Here is an 18,279-nt window from a genome sequence, read left to right as displayed (position 1 = left end):
GGCATTCCCTCAAGGCTTCTCCGTGCGCAGTCCGCTGTGCCTCTACTCGGATCTCCCGGTCACGCGAACCAGCCAGGATGACGATCCCAGTCGCTGTTGGTGTCCCGGTGAGTCCCGCGACCGGACTCACCGGTTGATCCCTCTAGCTGACGCCAGGCTCCGGGTCGAGGGCTTTCCCGGTCTGACGGACTAGCTGTCGCTTAGGCAGCGAGAGCGTAGTCGCGCTGATGTGAATCGGCGCTTATCTGGTTGCAACGACGCTTACGGTGGTCTCTTGCCTGCACCGGCACGCTTCCCTTGATTCGATGCGCGAAGTCGAAACCGTTCAGCCCCATGTCTTCGAACATCCCCGCCAACTTTCGGCAGGACTCCTCATAGTACGCCCTCACCAACCGGCGACGACGAATCGTTGTTCCCGACGCGGGCCCCCTCAGATGACGAAGTTCAGGTGGTCGACGATGCGCTGGGCGAGCTCCTGGTCACCACCGAGTTCGACGTCGGGTGTACGGCTGGGACACATCGGCCGCCCGCCGGCCAGCCTGGTGAACTGCAGCCCGTCCAGGCGGATCGTCGCGGTCGGCTCCTGCCCGCCGAAATCGTCGACCACCTGCGCGCGGCCGTCGACGCTGACGCGGATGCTGCGGGCCAGCGGCCCGGTCAGCTCGAACAGGACGCGGGAGCCGTCGGGAGCCTTGGCGAGCTTGCCGACGACGAAGCCCATGGTGCCCGCGATCTCATCCAGAGACAGCTGTGACGCGGGCCCGTCGAGTTCGGTGTCGGATGAGGGCCGCTGCAGCGCCGCGCGGATGTCCTGCTCGTGCATCCAGCAGTCGAACACCCGGATCCGCATGAACCGCCCGTAGCTGTCCATGCCCGCCGGCGTCGGCGTGAGCGCGTTCCACTCCGCGTCGGACATGCCGGACAGAGCCTTGCGGCGGCTGTCGGTGATCTCCCGGAACCGGGCCAGGACGTCGCGTCCACGTTCGCCGCTGAGATGGCGCACCCAGCACTCGTTCATCGCCCCGATGTCGTTGCGCACGTGCTCGAGTGCCTTGAGGTTGCAGTCGGGCTCGGGCGAGGCGATGCCGCAGAGAAACGATTCGGTGCCGATCATGTGCGCCACCAGCGCCTGCACGTCCCAGCCGGGTAGCGGGCTCACGGCCTGCCACTGCGTGTCGGGCAGCCCGTCGAGCAGCGCGCCGAGGACGTCCCACACCGCGAAGAGCCCGGCGAGAACCTCAGACTTGTCGAGTTTGGTGACGGGTCGGTCGGCCATCCTCGGATCGTAAGCCGCTGCGCTTCCGGCGCCGCGACCGGTCTGGAAGAGACACGCTGTCGCCGATCACGCCGAAGCGATCATCGCCACCGAACCCATGGCCATGAGCATGCCGAAGGCCTGCCAGCGAGTCACCCGCTCGCGCAGCACCACCATCGCCAGCACCACCGTCGCCGCCGGGTACAGCGAGATCAGCATGCTGGCCAGCGACAGCAGCCACGACCGCAGGGCCGCGAGCATGGTGAGGTTGGCGACGATGTCCAGCAGCGCCACCGCGCCCGCGAGCATCAGCGTCTTGCCACGCGGCAGTCTCAGGTTCTTACTCGCTCCGGCGAGAACCAGCACCACGACCGTGGCCAACAGGCGCGCGAAGAACAACGGCCACAGTCGGGAATCGTGGGGCGCCTGGTGCAGGAACACCAAGTCCAACCCGAAGGCCAGCCCGGCCGCGACGGTGAGCCAGGCCACCTTGGGTGTGAACCGGTACGGCGTCGCGCCCTCTGCGGGGGACTCGCGGCTGACCAACAGCACCGCGAGCATCGCCAAGACGACACCCACCGAAGCCATCTGCCCCGGCCGTTCCCCCAGCACCACGCCGACGGCCACCGGAACGGCGGCGTTGAGAACGGCCACCAGCGGTGACACCACCGAGATCGGCCCGGACGCCACCGCCGCGAAGAACGCGTACATGCCCAGCGCCTGACTGATGCCGTACAGGGCGCCCCAGGCGATGGCGCCGCTGCGAATCGGGCCGCCGGCGCCGATGGCCAGCACAGCCAGCAGCACGACCTCCACCGGATAGGCGAACAGCAGAACCCGCAGCGCCGCGACGCGGCGTGCGGCAACCCCACCCAAGAAATCGCTGACGCCATAGGAAACGGCCGACAGTTGGGCGTAGGCGGCCCCGATCAGCTCAACCCCTTAGCTCGACGGCCCAGTTCGCGGACCACTTCGCGGTGGGCGTCGCGACGAGCCATGTCCTGGCGCTTGTCGTACGCCCGCTTCCCTCGCGCCAATGCAAGTTCGACCTTGACCCTGCCCTCGTAGAAATACAGTGACAACGGCACCAGCGCGAGGTTACCATCGCGAATCTTGCCGATCAGCGTGTCGATCTGGCGACGGTGCAACAGCAACTTTCGTTTACGGCGGGGCTCATGGTTGGTCCAGCTACCGTGCTGGTACTCCGGGATGTGCAGATTGTGCAACCACACTTCGCCGTCTTCGACGAGTGCGAAAGCGTCGGCCAGCGAGGCGTGACCCTCGCGCAGGCTCTTCACCTCCGTGCCGTGTAACGCAACCCCGGCCTCGAACAACTCGACGATCGAATAATTGTGACGCGCTTTGCGATTGGTAGCGACAATTCGTTTGCCGCCGCGCTTGTCGCCCGCCGACTTGGCCCGCCCCGACTCGTTGGCCACAGCTACCGCCGAACGTAGAGCCGCAAAGTCACGTATGCCGTCAGCCCGGCCATCGACACGCCGAGCAGGAACAGCCACGGCGAGATGTACAAGATGTCGGCATAGTCCACCCGGGCCACCAAGTTTGCTTGGTAGAACTGGTCGAGAGCCTTGTCCAGGAACCACGCCCGCATCAGGATCAGCCCGACGATCGCCATCGCCACCCCGACTGCGGCGGCGAACATGGCCTCCACCAGGAAGGGCAACTGGGTGTACCAACGGCTGGCCCCGACCAGCCGCATGATCCCGATCTCGGTTCGCCGCGTGTACGCCGCGACCTGGACCATGTTGGCGATCAGCAGCACGGCCCCGACCGCTTGCACCAGCGCGACGGCGAACGCCACGTTGCTCAGGCCGTCCAGGACCGCGAACAACCGGTCGATCAGATCTTTCTGGTTGAGCACCGACAGCACCCCCGGCTGGCCCTGCATGGCCATGTCGAAGTCGTTGTGCTGTTCGGGGTTGTTCAGTTTGACGATGAACGACGCCGGGAAGGAGTCCTTGCCGGCGACCTCCTTGTATTGCGGGAACTTCCGGATGGCGTCCTCGTAGGCGTCCTTGCGGTTGAGGAACCGCACCGACTTGACGTCTTTGCGCGCCTCGATGCGCCCCCGCAGCGCCTTGCACGGGTCGGCGTCGCAGGCCGGGTCGTTGGCGGAGATGTCCTCGGTGAGGAAGACCTGCGTCTCGACACGGTCGAGGTAGATGGCCCGAGAGTTGTCGGCCAGCCGGATCACCAGCAGACCGCCGCCGAACAGGCCGACCGAGATCGCCGTCGTCAGGATCATCGCCGCGGTCATGGTGATGTTGCGACGAAGGCCGGTCAGGACTTCGTTGAGCAGAAAGCCGAAGCGCACTTAGCGATCCATTCCGTAGACGCCACGCTGTTCGTCGCGGACCAGCCTGCCCAACGACAACTCGACGACCCGCTGCCGCATCGAGTCGACGATGTGGTGATCGTGAGTGGCCATCAGCACCGTGGTGCCGGTCCGGTTGATCCGCTCCAACAGGTCCATGATGTCGTTGCTGGTGTCCGGGTCGAGGTTGCCGGTGGGCTCATCGGCCAGCAGCAGCAACGGCCGGTTGACAAACGCGCGGGCGATCGCGACCCGCTGCTGCTCACCTCCCGAGAGCTCGTGCGGCAGCCGGTTGGCTTTGCCCGACAGGCCTACCGTCTCGAGCACGTCGGGTACGACCCGGTTGATGGCGTCGCGGCGTTTGCCGATCACCTCCAGGGCGAAGGCCACGTTGTCATACACCGTCTTCTGCTGCAGCAGCCGGAAGTCCTGGAAGACGCACCCGATCACCTGACGCAGCTTCGGGACGTGACGGCCCGGAAGCTTGTTGACGTGGAACTTCGACACCCGCACGTCACCGGCGCTGGGTGACTCCGCGCCCAGCAGCAGCCGCATGAACGTCGACTTGCCCGAACCCGACGGTCCGATCAGAAAAACGAATTCACCCTTGTCGATCTTGACGTTCACGTCGTCCAGCGCCGGACGGGCCGACGCTTTGTACTTCTTACTGACATGGTCCAGGGTGATCATCACGGCACGTCAGTGTAGCGGTGGATTTCGCCGGCGGGCGAAGTCAACTGGCCGGTGGCGGTGAACTGGTCACCGCGGCGCCAGACAGCGGCGGTGTGGGCGGTGTGCCGCTGGGCGGGGTGTCGCTGGGCGGGGCTGGTGGTGGAACTGGAGTGCTGGGCGGACAGAAGGGCGGCGGCAGCAGGCACGGCAGCTGCGATGGCACGAACGGCGCCACACTGGTCGTCGTGACGGGCGGCGCCTCGGTGGTGATCGGGGTCGGCTGCGGGGTCGGGGTCGGCGGGTAGCTCACGCCGGGTGGCGGCTGGACCCTCGTGCGGGGAACCCAGGTGTATTTCGGATCGGGCAAAAAGCCGGGCGGCACCACCTGCGGGGCGGGCTGCTTGGGAGCCGGTCCCGGGCGGTACGTGTCGTAAACCCACCACACCGCCAGAAACGCGACGATCAGCACCAGCGTCGACGTGCGCACCCGCCCACCGAACGAGTAGCCCGGCCAGCGCCCGTCGTGCTCGGCGCGGGGTTTTCCGAGAACATTGAGGGTGAGCTTCACCGCCGCCCCGCCTCGTCTGCCGGTTCCGCGGAGGCGTTCTCGACCACGTGCACCGTCGCGTCGGCCGCGGTGACGATTCTGACGCGGGCCAGCGCCCGGATGACCAGCACCCGCAGCTGCCGGCCCGCCTCGAACTGTTTGCCCGGCAACGTGCGCGCCACCATGCGCAGGGTGAGGGTGTCGACCGCGATGCTTTCCACCCCCATCACAGTGGGCGCGTCCAGTAGCAGGTCCTTGAGCGCCGGGTCGTCCACCGCGCGTTCGCATTCCTGGTGCAAGACGTCGTTGACCCGGTTCAGGTCGGCGTTGATCGACACCGGGATGTCCACCACCGCACGCGCCCAGTCCTTGGACAGGTTGACCACCTTGACGATCTGCCCGTTGGGAATGGTCAGCACTTCCCCGTCCGGGGACCGCAGCTTGGTGATCCGCAGCGTCACATCTTGCACGGTTCCGGTGGCCTCGGTCGAGGCGACAATGGTCAGCGTGACCAGGTCCCCGAAGCCGTACTGCTTTTCGATGAGGATGAAAAAGCCGCTCAGCAGATCCCTGACCAGTTGCTGGGCGCCGAAGCCCAGCGCGGCGCCCACCACGGTCGCCGGCGCGATCAAACCGCCGACCGAGAACCTCAGGATGTCGGCGGCTTGGAGCATCACCCAGATACCGATCATCACCAACGAGACCCATCGGATCACCGAGGCGACGGCCTGCCGATGCTTGCTCGCCTCGGAGCGCACCAGCGCGTCGCCGACGCTGAATCCGAGGTCCAGCTTGCGGGTCACCTGATCTGCCAGCCAGGTGACGAAGCGGGCCGCCAGCACCGCCGCGATCAACACCATGACGATCCGCAGACCCCTGGTGATGATCCACTGGCCGAACTCGTCGCGCCAGAAGTCGTGCCAGCGCTGCGTGGCGGAGGCTGCGGAAACCCTGGCCGCGGCGAGGACGGCGGGGTTAGTCGTCATCTTTTCGGTTGCGCCAGCGGATTCCGGCTTCCAGGAACCCGTCGATGTCGCCGTCCAGGACCGCTGCGGGATTGCCCACCTCGTACTCGGTGCGCAGATCCTTGACCATCTGATATGGGTGCAGCACGTAGGAGCGCATCTGATTGCCCCAGGAGCTGCCGCCCTCGCCTTTCAGTGCGTCCATTTCGGCGCGCTCCTCGGAGCGCTTGCGCTCCAGCAGCTTGGCCTGCAACACCCGCATCGCCGAAACCTTGTTCTGCAGCTGGGACTTCTCGTTCTGACACGTCACGACGATTCCCGTCGGAATGTGGGTCAGGCGCACCGCCGAGTCGGTGGTGTTCACCGACTGGCCGCCGGGGCCGCTGGAACGGTAGACGTCCACGCGCACGTCCCCCTCGGGGATGTCGATGTGGTCGGTGGTGTCCACGACGGGAAGCACTTCGACTTCGGCGAACGACGTCTGGCGCCGGCTCTGGTTGTCGAACGGGCTGATCCGAACCAGGCGATGGGTGCCCTGCTCCACCGACAACGTGCCATAGGCGAACGGCGCGTGCACGGCGAAGGTGGCGCTTTTGATGCCCGCCTCCTCGGCGTAGGAGGTGTCGAACACCTCGACCGGGTACTTGTGCTGCTCGGCCCACCTGATGTACATGCGCATCAGCATCTCGGCCCAGTCGGCGGCGTCGACCCCGCCCGCGCCGGAGCGGATGGTGACCAGCGCCTCGCGCTCGTCGTACTCGCCCGACAACAACGTGCGCACCTCGGTGGCTTCGATGTCGGCGCGCAGCGACTCGAGCTCGGCGTCGGCCTCGGCCAGCGCATCGGCTGCGGCTCCGCCTTCCTCCTCGGCGGCCAGTTCGTAGAGCACCGGCAGGTCCTCGACGCGGCGCCGCAACTCCTCGATGCGCCGCAGCTCGCCCTGGGCGTGGGACAGTTCACTGGTCACCCGCTGGGCCCGGGTCTGGTCGTCCCACAGCTGCGGATCGGATGCCTCGTGCTCGAGCTTCTCGATGCGGGTGCGCAGACCATCCACATCGAGCACCCGCTCCACCGTGGTCAGGGTGGAGTCGAGGGCGGCGATGTCGGCGTGACGGTCGGGTTCCACAGCCGACCACGTTACCGTCGCGCTTGCGTGCCCCGAGTGCGCCGGTCAGCGTTGCTCAGCTGACGTTTGGCATCAAGGGACCGCGGGTTGTCTACCCTCGACCCCCGCAAAGGCCTGAATATGCGTCACTACCACGTCGCCGTCGTCGGCTCAGGACCGTCGGGATTCTTCGCCGCCGCCTCCCTGCTGAAGGCGTCCGACGCGTCGGACGCCTTCGACATCGACTTCGACTTCGACATCGACGTCGACTTCGACATCGACATCGACGTGCTGGAGATGCTGCCGACGCCGTGGGGCCTGGTTCGGTCGGGAGTGGCGCCCGATCACCCGAAGATCACGTCGATCAGCAAGCAGTTCGAGAAGACCGCGCAAGATCCCCGCTTTCGGTTCTTCGGCAACCTGGTGGTGGGCGAGCACGTCTCGGCGGGCGACCTCGCCGGGCGCTACGACGCCGTGGTCTACGCCGTCGGGGCGCAGTCCGACCGCGCACTGCACATTCCGACGAGGATCTGCGGGGCAGCGCCAGCGCCAGACCCTTGCCCGTACCGGCAAGATCGGGTCGATTTCCGTGCCCGCGAGTTGGACGACACCGACCGGCGGCAAAGTTACGGCGTTGCCGGGCAACGACTTACCCATCGTGGCGACTGGGGAGGCGGCCCACGCCTCCGGCATTCCGGGCATTCCCGGGATACCGGGGGGGAGCCGGCTCGCGCGCCACGTTGGTCGTCCCGCGATATGGCGCCCGGCTCACCGTCATGTCCCGTCCCCCAGCGGCCGGGTGACGCGGCCGCCCCGGTGGGCGAAGCCTTCCGCACCTCGGCCGTCGTCCCCGCTACGGCCTACCGATCACGGTCATGAGCCGTCCCTGATGGGCGTCTCGTCGGTATCGGAAGGCTGGGGCGGCTCGGGCGGTACCAGCCTCCAGTTGTCGGGATTCTTCGGCGAGTAGACCACCGGCAGCAACTGGCCTATCGTCGGCCACTGGTCGACGTCGACTTCCATGCGCTGATATACGGCATGCTCAGCGATGGTGGGCCCGTTGATGACGCCGGCGATGGTGACGTACTGGCCGCCGGTGGCACCATCCGGCCGCGGACTGACCCCGGTCACCAGCAGCGTGCCGCCGAGCGACTCCCCGTGTGGGCCGCGCGAGAGGAACCGCTGGGCCAGGAATACCCCCAGCACCGCAACCAGGATGAGCAGCGTACCGAATTCCCACACCTGGACATGGTAGGACTGCTGTCGTGAGCCCCGCCGACGACGATGCAGAGCGAAGAGCCGAGAAGGAGCGGCGCAGGTGAACCGCGACGATCTGGCGCTGGCGCTGGCGCTGGCCGACCACGCGGACACCATCACCCGCGCCCGGTTCGGCGCGCTGGACCTGCACGTCGACACCAAGCCGGACCTGACCCCGGTGACCGACGCCGATCGCGCTGTCGAGACCGAACTGCGTGAGCTGCTCGGGCGCAACCGGCCAGGCGACAGCGTGCTCGGCGAGGAATTCGGCGGCACAACGACTTTCCGCGGCCGGCAATGGGTCATCGACCCGATCGACGGAACCAAGAATTTCGTCCGCGGGGTGCCCGTGTGGGCCAGCCTGATCGCATTGCTCGACGACGGCGTCCCGACGGTCGGCGTGGTGAGCGCGCCCGCGCTACGGCGCCGGTGGTGGGCGGCCCGCGGCCGCGGCGCCTTCGCCGGCGTCGACGGCGCCCCCCCACGCCGGCTGTCGGTTTCGGCAGTGGCACAGCTGGAGTCGGCCAGCCTGTCGTTCTCGAGCCTGTCGGGGTGGGCGCAGCACGGGCTGCGCGAGAGCTTCATCGAGTTGACCGACACCGTGTGGCGGGTACGCGGCTATGGCGACTTTCTCTCCTACTGCCTCCTCGCGGAAGGGGCCGTCGACATCGCCGCCGAACCGGAGGTTTCGGTGTGGGACCTGGCCGCGATCGACATCCTGGTGCGCGAAGCGGGTGGGGCCTTCACCGGCCTGGACGGGGTGGCGGGCCCGCACCGCGGCAGCGCCCTGGCCACCAACGGCGTGTTGCACCAGCAGGTGCTGGGCAGGATTTCTGTGAATTAGACAACAGGCTGCGGAATACTTTATCTTACTTTAGAGTAAGATAAAGTATTCACTTCCCGACGACAGAAGCCGCCGACATGACCGCAACCCGTTCCGGTTCGAGCTCCAGTTCATCCCGCAGACCCACACGGGGCGGCGGCATCAGCGGCGTGGGCATGCAACCGCACCGGCGGTCCGCTATCGACGTCGCGATCGCGCTGATCACCCCGCTCGTCGGCCAGGACTTCCTGGACAAGTACCGCCTGCGCGGCCCGCTCAACCGCGGCCTGCGCTACGGCGCCAAGACGATCTTCTCCACCAGCGCGGCGGCTTCCCGCCAGTTCACCAGGGTCGCGAAGCTGCGCAGCGGACCGACCCGACTGAAGTCCAGCGGCAAGGACTATTTCGACCTGACGCCCGACGAGGACCAGAAACTGATCGTCGAAACGGTCGGGGAATTCGCCGAAGAGATCCTGCGGCCGGCCGCACGCGACGCCGACGAGGCCGCCACCTACCCGCCCGACCTGATCGCCAAGGCCGCCGAACTGGGTATCACAGCGATCAACATTCCCGAGGACTTCGACGGCGCCGCCGCGCACCGCTCCAGCGTGACCAACGTGCTGGTGGCCGAGGCGCTCGCCTACGGTGACATGGGCCTGGCGTTGCCGATTCTGGCCCCGGGCGGCGTGGCATCGGCGCTGACCCACTGGGGCAGCGCCGAACAGCAGGCCACCTACCTACCCGAGTTCGCCGGCGAGAACGTCCCGCAGGCCTGCGTCGCCATCGCCGAACCCCACCCGCTGTTCGACCCCACCCGGTTGCGGATGACGGCGCTGCGCACGCCCAGCGGATACCGGCTCGACGGCGTGAAGTCACTGGTGCCCGCCGCGTCCGACGCCGAGCTGTTCATCGTCGGGGCGCAACTGAACGGCAAGCCCGCCTTGTTCATCGTCGAATCGTCCTGTGCGGGCGTGGCCGTCAAAGCGGATCCGAGCATGGGGATCCGCGCGGCGGCACTCGGCCAGGTCGAATTCTGCGGGGTGTCGGTGCCGCTGAACGCCAGGCTCGGCGAGGACGAAGCCGGCGACGACGACTACTCCGAAGCGCTGGCGCTGACACGGCTGGGCTGGGCGGCGCTGGCCGTGGGGACCGCGCACGCTGTGCTTGATTATGTGGTGCCCTACGTCAAGGAACGCCACGCCTTCGGCGAGCCGATCGCCCACCGTCAGGCTGTTGCGTTCATGTGCGCCAACATCGCCATCGAACTCGACGGTCTGCGCTTGATCACCTGGCGCGGCGCCGCACGGGCCGAACAGGGCCTCAGCTTCACCCGGGAGGCGGCGCTGGCCAAGCGGCTCGGCGCCGACAAGGCCATGCAGATAGGTCTGGACGGTGTGCAACTGCTCGGCGGCCACGGCTACACCAAAGAGCACCCGGTCGAGCGCTGGTACCGCGACCTGCGGGCCATCGGCGTCGCCGAGGGCGTCGTCGTCATCTGAGCCCCGTCTTGAATCGCTAGTCCACCCCGATCCGAAAGTTCAACCCGAAAGTTCACCCATGGCAATCAATTTGGAGCTTCCGCGCAAACTGCAAGCGGTGATGGACACCACACATCAGGGCGCCGCCGAGTTGATGCGGCCGATCGCGCGCAAATACGACCTCAACGAGCATGCCTACCCGGTCGAACTCGACACGCTCTTCAGCCTGTTCGAGGGCGCCTCCTCCGCGATGGCCTTCGCCGCAGCGGGCGCGCTGCGCGACGGGGCGGAACGGCACGACACCAACCACAACGGCGCCAACATGGCCGCACTGCTGCAGACCCTGGAGGCCAGCTGGGGCGATCTGGCGATGATGCTCTCGGTCCCCTATCAGGGGCTGGGCAACGCGGCCATCTCCGCGGTCGCCACCGACGAGCAGCTGGAACGCCTGGGCAAGGTGTGGGCGGCGATGGCGATCACCGAACCGGACTTCGGGTCGGATTCGGCGGCCGTGTCCACCACCGCCAGGCTGGACGGCGACGAGTACGTCATCAACGGCGAAAAGATCTATGTCACGGCCGGTTCGCGTGCCACCCACATCGTGGTGTGGGCCACGCTGGACAAGTCGGCGGGCCGCGCGGCGATCAAGTCGTTCGTGGTCCCGCGCGAACATCCCGGCGTCACGGTCGAGCGACTCGAGCACAAGCTCGGCATCAAGGGCTCCGACACCGCGGCGATCCGCTTCGACAACGTCCGGATCCCGAAGGAAAACCTCTTGGGAACTCCGGAAATCGAAGTGGGCAAAGGGTTTTCCGGGGTGATGGAGACCTTCGACAACACCCGCCCGATCGTGGCGGCCATGGCCGTCGGGGTCGCCCGCGCCGCGCTGGAGGAGATCCGCAAGATTCTCACCCAGGCCGGGGTGGAGATCTCCTACGACAGGCCGTCGCACGTCCAGAGTGCCGCGGCGGCCGAGTTCCTGCGCATGGAAGCCGACTGGGAGGCCAGCTACCTGCTGTCCCTGCGCGCGGCATGGCAGGCCGACAACAACATCCCCAACTCCAAAGAGGCCTCGATGAGCAAGGCCAAGGCCGGCCGGGTGGCCACCGACATCACCTGCAAGACGGTCGAATTGGCCGGCACCACCGGGTATTCCGAGCAAACGCTGCTGGAGAAGTGGGCGCGCGACTCCAAGATCCTCGACATCTTCGAGGGCACCCAGCAGATCCAGCAGCTGGTGGTCGCCCGCCGCCTGCTGGGACTGTCGTCGGCCGAGCTCAAGTAGCGTCAACGCGTCGCGCCCAGCGTGTAACCATGGCGACATTTCGACCGAATTTTCGCACTGTGTGCACGTTCGGCGAAACCTCCGGGCCGGCGTCGGGCCGGCGCGCACACCGGCCGACCGGTGGTGCGGGTCGCCGGCGGCGTCTGAGCCGGACGTAGGCTGTCGGCTACGACGATGGAGGTGGCATGCGCGCAGCACAAGTGACCCGCCTGGACGGCCCGGAGGCCATCGAGGTGGGCGAGGCCCAGGAACCACGAGGCGACGGTGTCGTCGTCGACGTGCACGCCGCCGGGGTCGCGTTCCCCGACGCGCTGCTGTCCCGAGGCCTCTATCAGTACCGGCCGGAGCCGCCGTTCGTGCTGGGCGCCGAGATCGCCGGGGTGGTGCGATCGGCGCCCGAGGGCGCCCACGTGCGCGCCGGCGACCGGGTGGTCGGCCTGACGATGCTGTCCGGCGGCATGGCCGAGATCGCGGTGCTGTCGCCGGACCGGGTGTTCAGGCTGCCCGACAACGTCAGCTTCGAGGCGGGCGCCGGCCTGCTGTTCAACGACCTGACGGTGTACTTCGCGCTGACGGTCCGCGGCCGGCTGGCCCACGGCGACACGGTCCTGGTGCACGGCGCGGCCGGGGGCATCGGGACCTCGGCGCTGCGCCTGGCGCCGGTGCTCGGGGCGTCACGCACCATCGCGGTGGTCAGCACGCCGGAGAAGTCGGAGATTGCCACCGCCGCCGGCGCGACGGACGTGGTGCTGGCCGAGGGCTTCAAGAACGCGGTCAAGGAGTTGACCGACGGGCGCGGGGCCGACGTCGTCGTCGACCCGGTCGGCGGCGACAGGTTCACCGACTCGTTGCGCTCGCTCGCGCCGGGGGGACGGCTGCTGGTCATCGGGTTCACCGGTGGCGAGATTCCCACGGTGAAGGTGAACCGCCTGCTGCTCAACAACATCGACGTCGTAGGTGTCGGGTGGGGCGCCTGGGCCGGCACTCACCCCAACGCGCTGGCCGAGCAGTGGGGTGGCCTCGAGGAACTACTCAGCTCCGGGCGGCTGACCCCGCCGGACCCGGTGGTCTACCCACTCGAGCAGGCCGCCGCCGCCGTCGCGTCGCTGGAGAACCGCACCGCCAAGGGGAAAGTCGTTCTGCGCGTCCGGGACTGATGCCCGCCGCGGTGAGGGCACAGGCGCCGGCCTTATTGCTCGACACGTAAACGTCGGCGAAGACACGCCGCAGCAGTGCGCGATGGTTTATGTCTCGCGGCCACGACGATCCGCCGACGGTCGACCCCAACGAACGCGGCCCGGGAACCTGCGACCTGGGCGACCCCCGCGTGGTGAACATTGAGCACGTCGGGCCAGCCCTGGGCTAGCCCGCTTCGCCGCGTTGCGGGGCCGGCTGTCACAGTGGAGTTACGACGACGCCCGCGGCGACGGGCTGGCGTGCGGGCGGGACATCGCCGTCCCGGCGCTGGTGATCGGTAATCTGGCCGACGACACCTGCACGCCCTGCCACACCCGACGGCTGTTCGATGCGATCGGGCGCGATGACCACCACGACAAGGAGATGCACGAAATTCCCGGCACAACCCACTATTACGCGGGTCCCGACCAGCGCGACAAGCTGCGCGCTGCTGCCGACATCGTCACCGACCGGCTGGTCCGCCACGATTTCGCGAGACCCTGATGGCGGCTGGGCCGCTCGACGGCATCCGGGTGCTCGAACTGGGCACCTTGATCGCCGGACCGTTCGCCGGGCGCCTGCTGGGAGACATGGGCGCCGACGTCATCAAGGTGGAACTCCCCGGCGCGCCGGACCCGCTGCGCACCTGGGGCCAGGCCGAGGTTGACGGGCAGCACGTCTTCTGGACGGTGCACGCGCGCAACAAGCGGGCCGTCACACTGGACCTGCGCCGCCCGCGCGGCAGAGAGCTGTTCCTCGACCTCGTCGAGGAATCCGACATCGTGGTGGAGAACTTCCGGCCGGGCACCCTGGAGAAGTGGGCGCTGGGCTATGACGTGCTCAGCGCAACCAACCCGGGGGTCATCCTGGTCCGGGTCTCCGGGTACGGGCAGACCGGGCCCGACGCGCACAAGCCCGGATACGCCTCGGTCGCCGAGGCCGCCTCCGGGCTGCGGCACCTCAACGGTTTCCCCGGCGGACCGCCGCCCCGCCTCGCGCTCTCGCTGGGCGACAGCCTGGCCGGCATGTTCGGCGCCCAGGGCGCGCTGGCCGCCCTGTACCGCCGCGGCGTCACCGGGCGCGGCCAGGTCGTCGACGTCGCACTGACCGAATCCTGTTTGGCTGTACAGGAATCCACCATTGCGGACTACGACGTCGGCGGGGTGGTGCGCGGACCGTCGGGCACCCGGCTGGACGGCATCGCACCGTCCAACATCTACCGCACCGCGGACGGCTCCTGGGTGGTGATCGCCGCCAACCAGGACACCGTCTTCGCCCGGCTGTGCACGGCGATGGGCCGCCCGGAGCTGGCAGGAGAAGACAGGTTCGCCACCCACGTGGCCCGCGGGCGCAACCAGGACGAGCTCGACGCGATCATCGGCGACTGGGCCGCACAGCGCGACGCCGGCGAGGTCATCGAAACCCTTTCCGCCGCAGGGGTGATCGCCGGTCCGATCAACACCGTCGCGGAGGTGGTGCACGATCCGCAGCTGCGCGCCCGCGACATGCTGGTCGAGCACTACGACGAGCGGCTGCGGCGCACGGTGCTGGGCCCGGGCGTCGTGCCGGTGCTCTCCGAGTCGCCCGGCGGCGTCCGCAACGCGGGCCCGGCCCGGCCGGGACAACACAACGACGACGTCTACATCGGGCTGCTGGGCAAGACGCCCGCGGAGCTCGCGGAGCTTCGGGCCGAGGGGGTGCTGTGACGCCCCACGTCGACATCCGCGAGGTCGCACTGCGCGACGGCCTGCAGATCGAGAAGCCGATCCCGCTGTCGGCCAAGCTCGACCTGCTGGCCGCGGTGGCCGCCACGGGCGTCCGCGAGGTGGAGGCGACGGCGTTCGTCTCACCGTCGAAGGTGCCGTCGATGGCCGATGCCGCCGAACTGGCCACACACCTGCGCGCCTACCCCGACATCGCGTTCTCCGCCCTGGTCGCCAGCCCGAACGGCGCCAGACGGGCCGTCGCGGCGGGACTGCGATCGATCGAATACGTGGTGGCGGCCAGCGACGCCTTCAGCCGGGCCAACGTCGGGCGGTCCGCCGCCGAGTCCACCGCTCAGATCGACGATATTGTCGCCATCGCCCATGACGGGGGCGTCAGCGTGGAGGTCATCGTGGCGACCGCGTGGGACTGCCCGTTCGAGGGCCCCACCCCGCCGCAGCAGGTCCTCGAGATCGCCGCGGCCGCCCGCGAGCGGGGGGCCGACCGGTTCTGCATCGCCGACACGATCGGCACCACCACCCCGGGACGGGTGAGTTCGCTGATCGCCCAACTACAGCCGGTGATCGGCGACCTGCCGCTGGGCGGACACTTCCACAACACCCGCGGCGCGGGGCTGGCCAGCGCCTACGCGGCGGTGCAGGCCGGCCTCACCCGCCTGGACGCCTCGGCCGGCGGGCTGGGCGGCTGCCCGTTCGCGCCGGGCGCCACCGGCAACATCGCCACCGAGGATCTGGTGTACCTGCTGACCGACAGCGGCATCACCGTCGACGTGGACCTGCGGGCCGCCATCGCCGCCGCCGGCGTCGCGAAAGCGGTTGTCGGCCATGACCTGCCGAGCGCGCTGGTGCGCGCCGGCGACCGGATCCGGAACCGGTACCCGCAGCGAACCTGACCACCCAAGGCCGACAGACCCGGGCTGCCATCGAGCCGGCCGCGCGGCCACGTAAGGAGACCAGCATGGATTTTACTCTCCCCGAGCATCTTCCGGCGCTGCTTGCCGAGATGGACGCATTCGTCGAGGCCGAGATCACGCCGCTGGAACGCGATCACATCCAGTATTTCGACAAGCGCCGCGAGCACGCCCGCACCGACTGGGACAACGACGGCATCCCGACGCGCGAATGGGAGGAGCTGCTCGCCGAGATGCGCCGACGGGCCGACCAGGCAGGCTGGCTGCGCTACGGTTTGCCCGCTTCGGTAGGCGGACGCGACGGCACCAACCTCGACATGGCGGTGATCCGGGAACATTTGGCGCACAAGGGTCTCGGGCTGCACAACGACCTGCAAAACGAGTCGTCGATCGTCGGGAACTTCCCGCAGGTGATCATGATGGAGCGGTTCGGCACCGACGAGCAGCGGCAGCTGTGGTCCGAGGCGCTGATCACCGGGGAACGCTCCCTGGCGTTCGGGTTGACCGAACCGCGGCACGGCTCGGATGCGACCTGGCTGGAGACCCGTGCCGAACCCGACGGGGACGGCTGGGTGATCAACGGCGCCAAGCGGTTCAACACCGGCGTGCACCGCGCCACCCACGACCTGGTCTTCGCCCGGACTTCCGGGGAGGCGGGACAGGCCCGAGGTATCACCGCGTTCCTGGTTCCCACCGACGCGCCGGGATTCAACGTCCCGTACTACTGGTGGACGTTCAACATGCCCACCGACCACGGCGAAGTCGAACTGACCGACGTGCGGGTGCCCGCCGACGCGGTGCTCGGCGAGGTGGATCGCGGCCTGGACGTCGCCCAGACCTTCCTGCACGAAAACCGGATCCGGCAAGCGGCGAGCAGCCTGGGCGCCGCACAGTACTGCATCGACCGCGCCGCCGCGTACGCCGGGCAGCGCACGGTGTTCGGTAAGCCCCTGGCGGTCAACCAGGCCGTGCAGTGGCCGCTGGCCGAGTTGGCGACCGAAGCACAAATGGTGCGGCTGCTCGTGCAGTACGCCGCCTGGCACCTGGATCGCGATCACCACATGGAGGTCTCCGACAAGGTCTCGATGGCCAACTACCGCGCCAACCGGCTGGTCTGCGACGCCGCCGACCGCGCCATGCAGGTCTTCGGCGGCCTCGGGTACAGCCGCCACGAACCCTTCGAGCACATCTACCGCCACCACCGCCGCTACCGGATCACCGAGGGCGCCGAGGAGATCCAGATCCGCCGAGTAGCGCAGCGGCTGTTCAAGTTCGGTCAGAAGTGACGGCCGTACCGGAGCTGCCCGGCAGGCTGACCGAGGTTCTCGCGGGCGTCCTCGGCGCCGGCACCGCCGTCGAGAATCTGCGCACGCTGACCGGCGGCGCCAGCCGCACCACCTGGGCGTTCGACGCCGTCACGGGCGGCGAGCGCCGGGCGCTGATCTTGCGCATCGGTCCCCCCGACGACGTGCACGCCGGCATGGAGCTCGAGGCCCGCGCGCAGGCCGCGGCGGCCGCGGCCGGCGCACCGGTCCCCCACGTCCTGATCGCCGATGATTCTGTTGCCGCACTGGGGAATCCGTTTCTCATCTGCGATACCGTCGCCGGCGAGACCATCGTGCGGCGGATCCAGCGGCAGCTCGACGCCGGCGGCCGCGGGTACGAGGCCCGCACCGGGCTGCTCCGCCAGTGCGCGCGGGCGCTGGCCGCCATCCACCGGGCCGACCCCGACCTGCCCGGGCTGAACCCGGAGGACCCACTCGCTCAGTGGCGCGAGCGACTCGACGCGATGGGCGACACCACCGCCACGTTCGAATGGGCGTTCCGGTGGCTGGCCGCCCGCCGGCCCCGACCCTCGGCGCGGGTCCTGGTGCACGGCGACTTCCGGATGGGAAACCTCATCGTCAACGGCGCCGACCTGGCCGCGGTCCTCGACTGGGAACTGGTGCACGCCGGGCAGGCCTACGAAGACCTGGCCTGGTTCTGCATCCGGGCCTGGCGGTTCGGCGCCCCGGCCAGCCTGGGCGCCGGGGGCCTGGGCAGCGTCGAGAGCTTCCTGGCGGCCTACGAGGAGGCCGGCGGGACCAGCGTCGACCGGGTGGCGCTGCACTGGTGGCAGGTGCTGGCGACGCTGCGCTGGGGTGTCATCTGCCGCTACCAGGCCGAGCGGCATCTGAGCGGCCGGAACCGTTCGGTGGAGCTGGCGACGATCGGCCGTCGCGTCTGCGAGACCGAATGGGACCTGCTCGACCTGCTCGAGGGCCCGCAGTCGAAGGTTGCCCCGTGATCGGCGCCTACGGCCGCCCGCTGGCGGCCGAACTCGTCGCCGCGGTCGCCGAGTTCCTCGAATCCGACGTCCGGGAAGCCACGACCGGCCAGGTCAACTTCCAGGCCCGCGTGGCCGCCAACGCGTTGCGCATCGTCGAGCGGGAACTGCTCGACGAGAGCGAGGCGGAAAGCAACGCGGCGCTGGCCCGCCTGGGCTACGGCGACGAGGAGGAGCTCGCCACCGCGATCCGGGCCGGCGACCTGGACGGGCGCGCCGAGGAGCTCACCGCCTGCCTGCGCACCCTGGTCCGGCGCCGGCTCGCGGTCGCCCACCCCGGCTACGACGAGCCGGACGGCGACACCCGATAGCAGCCGTTCAACCCCGCGGCCGCGGATTCCCCGCCCGCGGCCCGCGCCCGGGTTGGGGTTGACCGCCACCCCGATCGGATCGTGTCCGACTCCCGATCACCCACCGCAT

Annotated in this window: 19 protein-coding genes and 2 pseudogenes; 12 read left to right on the top strand and 9 right to left on the bottom strand. The window is 68.7% G+C overall.

Going from position 1 to position 18,279, the window contains the following annotated elements; genetic code table 11:
- Positions 1 to 430: 430 nt before the first annotated feature.
- From ACOJVU_RS08170 to prfB, 8 genes are all read right to left on the bottom strand, one after another.
- Positions 431 to 1,276, bottom strand: coding sequence for a maleylpyruvate isomerase family mycothiol-dependent enzyme (locus ACOJVU_RS08170; protein WP_421529305.1), 846 nt, complete (start codon positions 1,274 to 1,276; stop codon positions 431 to 433).
- 66 nt (positions 1,277 to 1,342) lie between these two features.
- Entirely contained in the window at positions 1,343 to 2,188 is an 846-nt protein-coding gene (locus tag ACOJVU_RS08165; protein ID WP_421529311.1) for an EamA family transporter, read from the bottom strand.
- Complete coding sequence (gene smpB / locus ACOJVU_RS08160) at positions 2,185 to 2,694, bottom strand: SsrA-binding protein SmpB (RefSeq protein WP_421529304.1); 510 nt, start codon at positions 2,692 to 2,694, stop codon at positions 2,185 to 2,187. Before smpB ends, ACOJVU_RS08165 begins: the two co-directional genes overlap by 4 nt.
- A gap of 2 nt (positions 2,695 to 2,696) precedes the next feature.
- Positions 2,697 to 3,590: a permease-like cell division protein FtsX gene (ftsX, locus tag ACOJVU_RS08155; RefSeq protein ID WP_421529303.1), complete on the bottom strand. Its 894-nt coding sequence runs from the start codon at positions 3,588 to 3,590 to the stop codon at positions 2,697 to 2,699.
- On the bottom strand, positions 3,591 to 4,280 hold the full coding sequence (gene ftsE / locus ACOJVU_RS08150) for a cell division ATP-binding protein FtsE (RefSeq protein ID WP_421529310.1): 690 nt from the start codon (positions 4,278 to 4,280) through the stop codon (positions 3,591 to 3,593). It lies immediately after the preceding gene.
- A 43-nt stretch (positions 4,281 to 4,323) separates the two neighbouring features.
- On the bottom strand, positions 4,324 to 4,830 hold the full coding sequence (locus ACOJVU_RS08145) for a hypothetical protein (protein ID WP_421529302.1): 507 nt from the start codon (positions 4,828 to 4,830) through the stop codon (positions 4,324 to 4,326).
- Complete coding sequence (locus tag ACOJVU_RS08140; RefSeq protein WP_421529301.1) at positions 4,827 to 5,795, bottom strand: mechanosensitive ion channel family protein; 969 nt, start codon at positions 5,793 to 5,795, stop codon at positions 4,827 to 4,829. Before ACOJVU_RS08140 ends, ACOJVU_RS08145 begins: the two co-directional genes overlap by 4 nt.
- On the bottom strand, positions 5,785 to 6,900 hold the full coding sequence (prfB, locus tag ACOJVU_RS08135; protein ID WP_421529300.1) for a peptide chain release factor 2: 1,116 nt from the start codon (positions 6,898 to 6,900) through the stop codon (positions 5,785 to 5,787). The genes ACOJVU_RS08140 and prfB overlap by 11 nt, the downstream gene beginning before the upstream one ends.
- Before the next feature lie 120 nt (positions 6,901 to 7,020).
- On the opposite strand from prfB, the pseudogene ACOJVU_RS08130 reads away from it, so the two are divergent.
- Together ACOJVU_RS08130 and ACOJVU_RS08125 are read left to right on the top strand one after the other, a co-directional pair.
- Positions 7,021 to 7,430 (top strand): annotated as a pseudogene (locus tag ACOJVU_RS08130) (NADP oxidoreductase); the annotation flags it as partial.
- Between the two features lie 38 nt (positions 7,431 to 7,468).
- Positions 7,469 to 7,849 (top strand): hypothetical protein, encoded by a 381-nt coding sequence (locus tag ACOJVU_RS08125; RefSeq protein ID WP_421529309.1) that lies wholly within the window; start codon positions 7,469 to 7,471, stop codon positions 7,847 to 7,849.
- On the opposite strand, the gene ACOJVU_RS08120 is transcribed toward ACOJVU_RS08125, so the two are convergent.
- A complete protein-coding gene (locus ACOJVU_RS08120) occupies positions 7,753 to 8,121 on the bottom strand; it encodes a hypothetical protein (protein ID WP_421529299.1) in 369 nt (122 codons plus the stop codon). The two genes, ACOJVU_RS08125 and ACOJVU_RS08120, sit on opposite strands and share 97 nt — an antisense overlap.
- Before the next feature lie 76 nt (positions 8,122 to 8,197).
- Here ACOJVU_RS08120 and hisN point away from each other — a divergent pair, with 76 nt between their 5' ends.
- The 10 genes and pseudogenes from hisN to ACOJVU_RS08070 all read left to right on the top strand — a co-directional run bounded on the left by hisN (position 8,198) and on the right by ACOJVU_RS08070 (position 18,170).
- Positions 8,198 to 8,980, top strand: coding sequence for a histidinol-phosphatase (gene hisN / locus ACOJVU_RS08115; RefSeq protein WP_421529298.1), 783 nt, complete (start codon positions 8,198 to 8,200; stop codon positions 8,978 to 8,980).
- A 77-nt stretch (positions 8,981 to 9,057) separates the two neighbouring features.
- Positions 9,058 to 10,458 carry an acyl-CoA dehydrogenase family protein gene (locus ACOJVU_RS08110; protein ID WP_421529297.1) on the top strand — a complete coding sequence of 467 codons (1,401 nt, stop codon included), beginning with the start codon at positions 9,058 to 9,060 and terminating at the stop codon, positions 10,456 to 10,458.
- A 58-nt stretch (positions 10,459 to 10,516) separates the two neighbouring features.
- Positions 10,517 to 11,722, top strand: coding sequence for an acyl-CoA dehydrogenase family protein (locus ACOJVU_RS08105; RefSeq protein WP_421529296.1), 1,206 nt, complete (start codon positions 10,517 to 10,519; stop codon positions 11,720 to 11,722).
- Positions 11,723 to 11,907: 185 nt separating this feature from the next.
- Positions 11,908 to 12,879 (top strand): NADPH:quinone oxidoreductase family protein, encoded by a 972-nt coding sequence (locus tag ACOJVU_RS08100; protein ID WP_421529295.1) that lies wholly within the window; start codon positions 11,908 to 11,910, stop codon positions 12,877 to 12,879.
- A 113-nt stretch (positions 12,880 to 12,992) separates the two neighbouring features.
- Positions 12,993 to 13,402: pseudogene (locus ACOJVU_RS08095) on the top strand (alpha/beta hydrolase family protein); the annotation flags it as partial.
- Positions 13,402 to 14,604: a CaiB/BaiF CoA transferase family protein gene (locus ACOJVU_RS08090; protein ID WP_421529294.1), complete on the top strand. Its 1,203-nt coding sequence runs from the start codon at positions 13,402 to 13,404 to the stop codon at positions 14,602 to 14,604. The pseudogene ACOJVU_RS08095 and the gene ACOJVU_RS08090, both read left to right, overlap by 1 nt.
- On the top strand, positions 14,601 to 15,515 hold the full coding sequence (locus ACOJVU_RS08085) for a hydroxymethylglutaryl-CoA lyase (RefSeq protein WP_421529293.1): 915 nt from the start codon (positions 14,601 to 14,603) through the stop codon (positions 15,513 to 15,515). Before ACOJVU_RS08090 ends, ACOJVU_RS08085 begins: the two co-directional genes overlap by 4 nt.
- 65 nt (positions 15,516 to 15,580) lie before the next feature.
- Positions 15,581 to 16,819: an acyl-CoA dehydrogenase family protein gene (locus ACOJVU_RS08080; protein WP_421529292.1), complete on the top strand. Its 1,239-nt coding sequence runs from the start codon at positions 15,581 to 15,583 to the stop codon at positions 16,817 to 16,819.
- On the top strand, positions 16,816 to 17,820 hold the full coding sequence (locus ACOJVU_RS08075; RefSeq protein ID WP_421529291.1) for a phosphotransferase family protein: 1,005 nt from the start codon (positions 16,816 to 16,818) through the stop codon (positions 17,818 to 17,820). Before ACOJVU_RS08080 ends, ACOJVU_RS08075 begins: the two co-directional genes overlap by 4 nt.
- Entirely contained in the window at positions 17,817 to 18,170 is a 354-nt protein-coding gene (locus ACOJVU_RS08070) for a DUF6285 domain-containing protein (RefSeq protein WP_421529290.1), read from the top strand. Before ACOJVU_RS08075 ends, ACOJVU_RS08070 begins: the two co-directional genes overlap by 4 nt.
- Positions 18,171 to 18,279: the final 109 nt, after the last annotated feature.

Origin of the sequence: Mycobacterium sp. THU-M104, from assembly GCF_049197365.1 — a bacterium.
In the GTDB taxonomy this organism is placed as follows: Bacteria; Actinomycetota; Actinomycetes; order Mycobacteriales; family Mycobacteriaceae; genus Mycobacterium.
This window is presented reverse-complemented; position numbering and strand designations above follow the sequence as displayed.

Excerpts from the sequence above, each read along its gene's own strand:
- ACOJVU_RS08170 (WP_421529305.1), bottom strand. The coding sequence starts at position 1,276 with ATGGCCGACCGACCCGTCACCAAACTCGACAAGTCTGAGGTTCTCGCC.
- ftsE (WP_421529310.1), bottom strand. The coding sequence starts at position 4,280 with ATGATCACCCTGGACCATGTCAGTAAGAAGTACAAAGCGTCGGCCCGT.
- ACOJVU_RS08140 (WP_421529301.1), bottom strand. The coding sequence starts at position 5,795 with ATGACGACTAACCCCGCCGTCCTCGCCGCGGCCAGGGTTTCCGCAGCC.
- ACOJVU_RS08110 (WP_421529297.1), top strand. The coding sequence starts at position 9,058 with ATGACCGCAACCCGTTCCGGTTCGAGCTCCAGTTCATCCCGCAGACCC.
- ACOJVU_RS08105 (WP_421529296.1), top strand. The coding sequence starts at position 10,517 with ATGGCAATCAATTTGGAGCTTCCGCGCAAACTGCAAGCGGTGATGGAC.
- ACOJVU_RS08100 (WP_421529295.1), top strand. The coding sequence starts at position 11,908 with ATGCGCGCAGCACAAGTGACCCGCCTGGACGGCCCGGAGGCCATCGAG.
- ACOJVU_RS08090 (WP_421529294.1), top strand. The coding sequence starts at position 13,402 with ATGGCGGCTGGGCCGCTCGACGGCATCCGGGTGCTCGAACTGGGCACC.
- ACOJVU_RS08080 (WP_421529292.1), top strand. The coding sequence starts at position 15,581 with ATGGATTTTACTCTCCCCGAGCATCTTCCGGCGCTGCTTGCCGAGATG.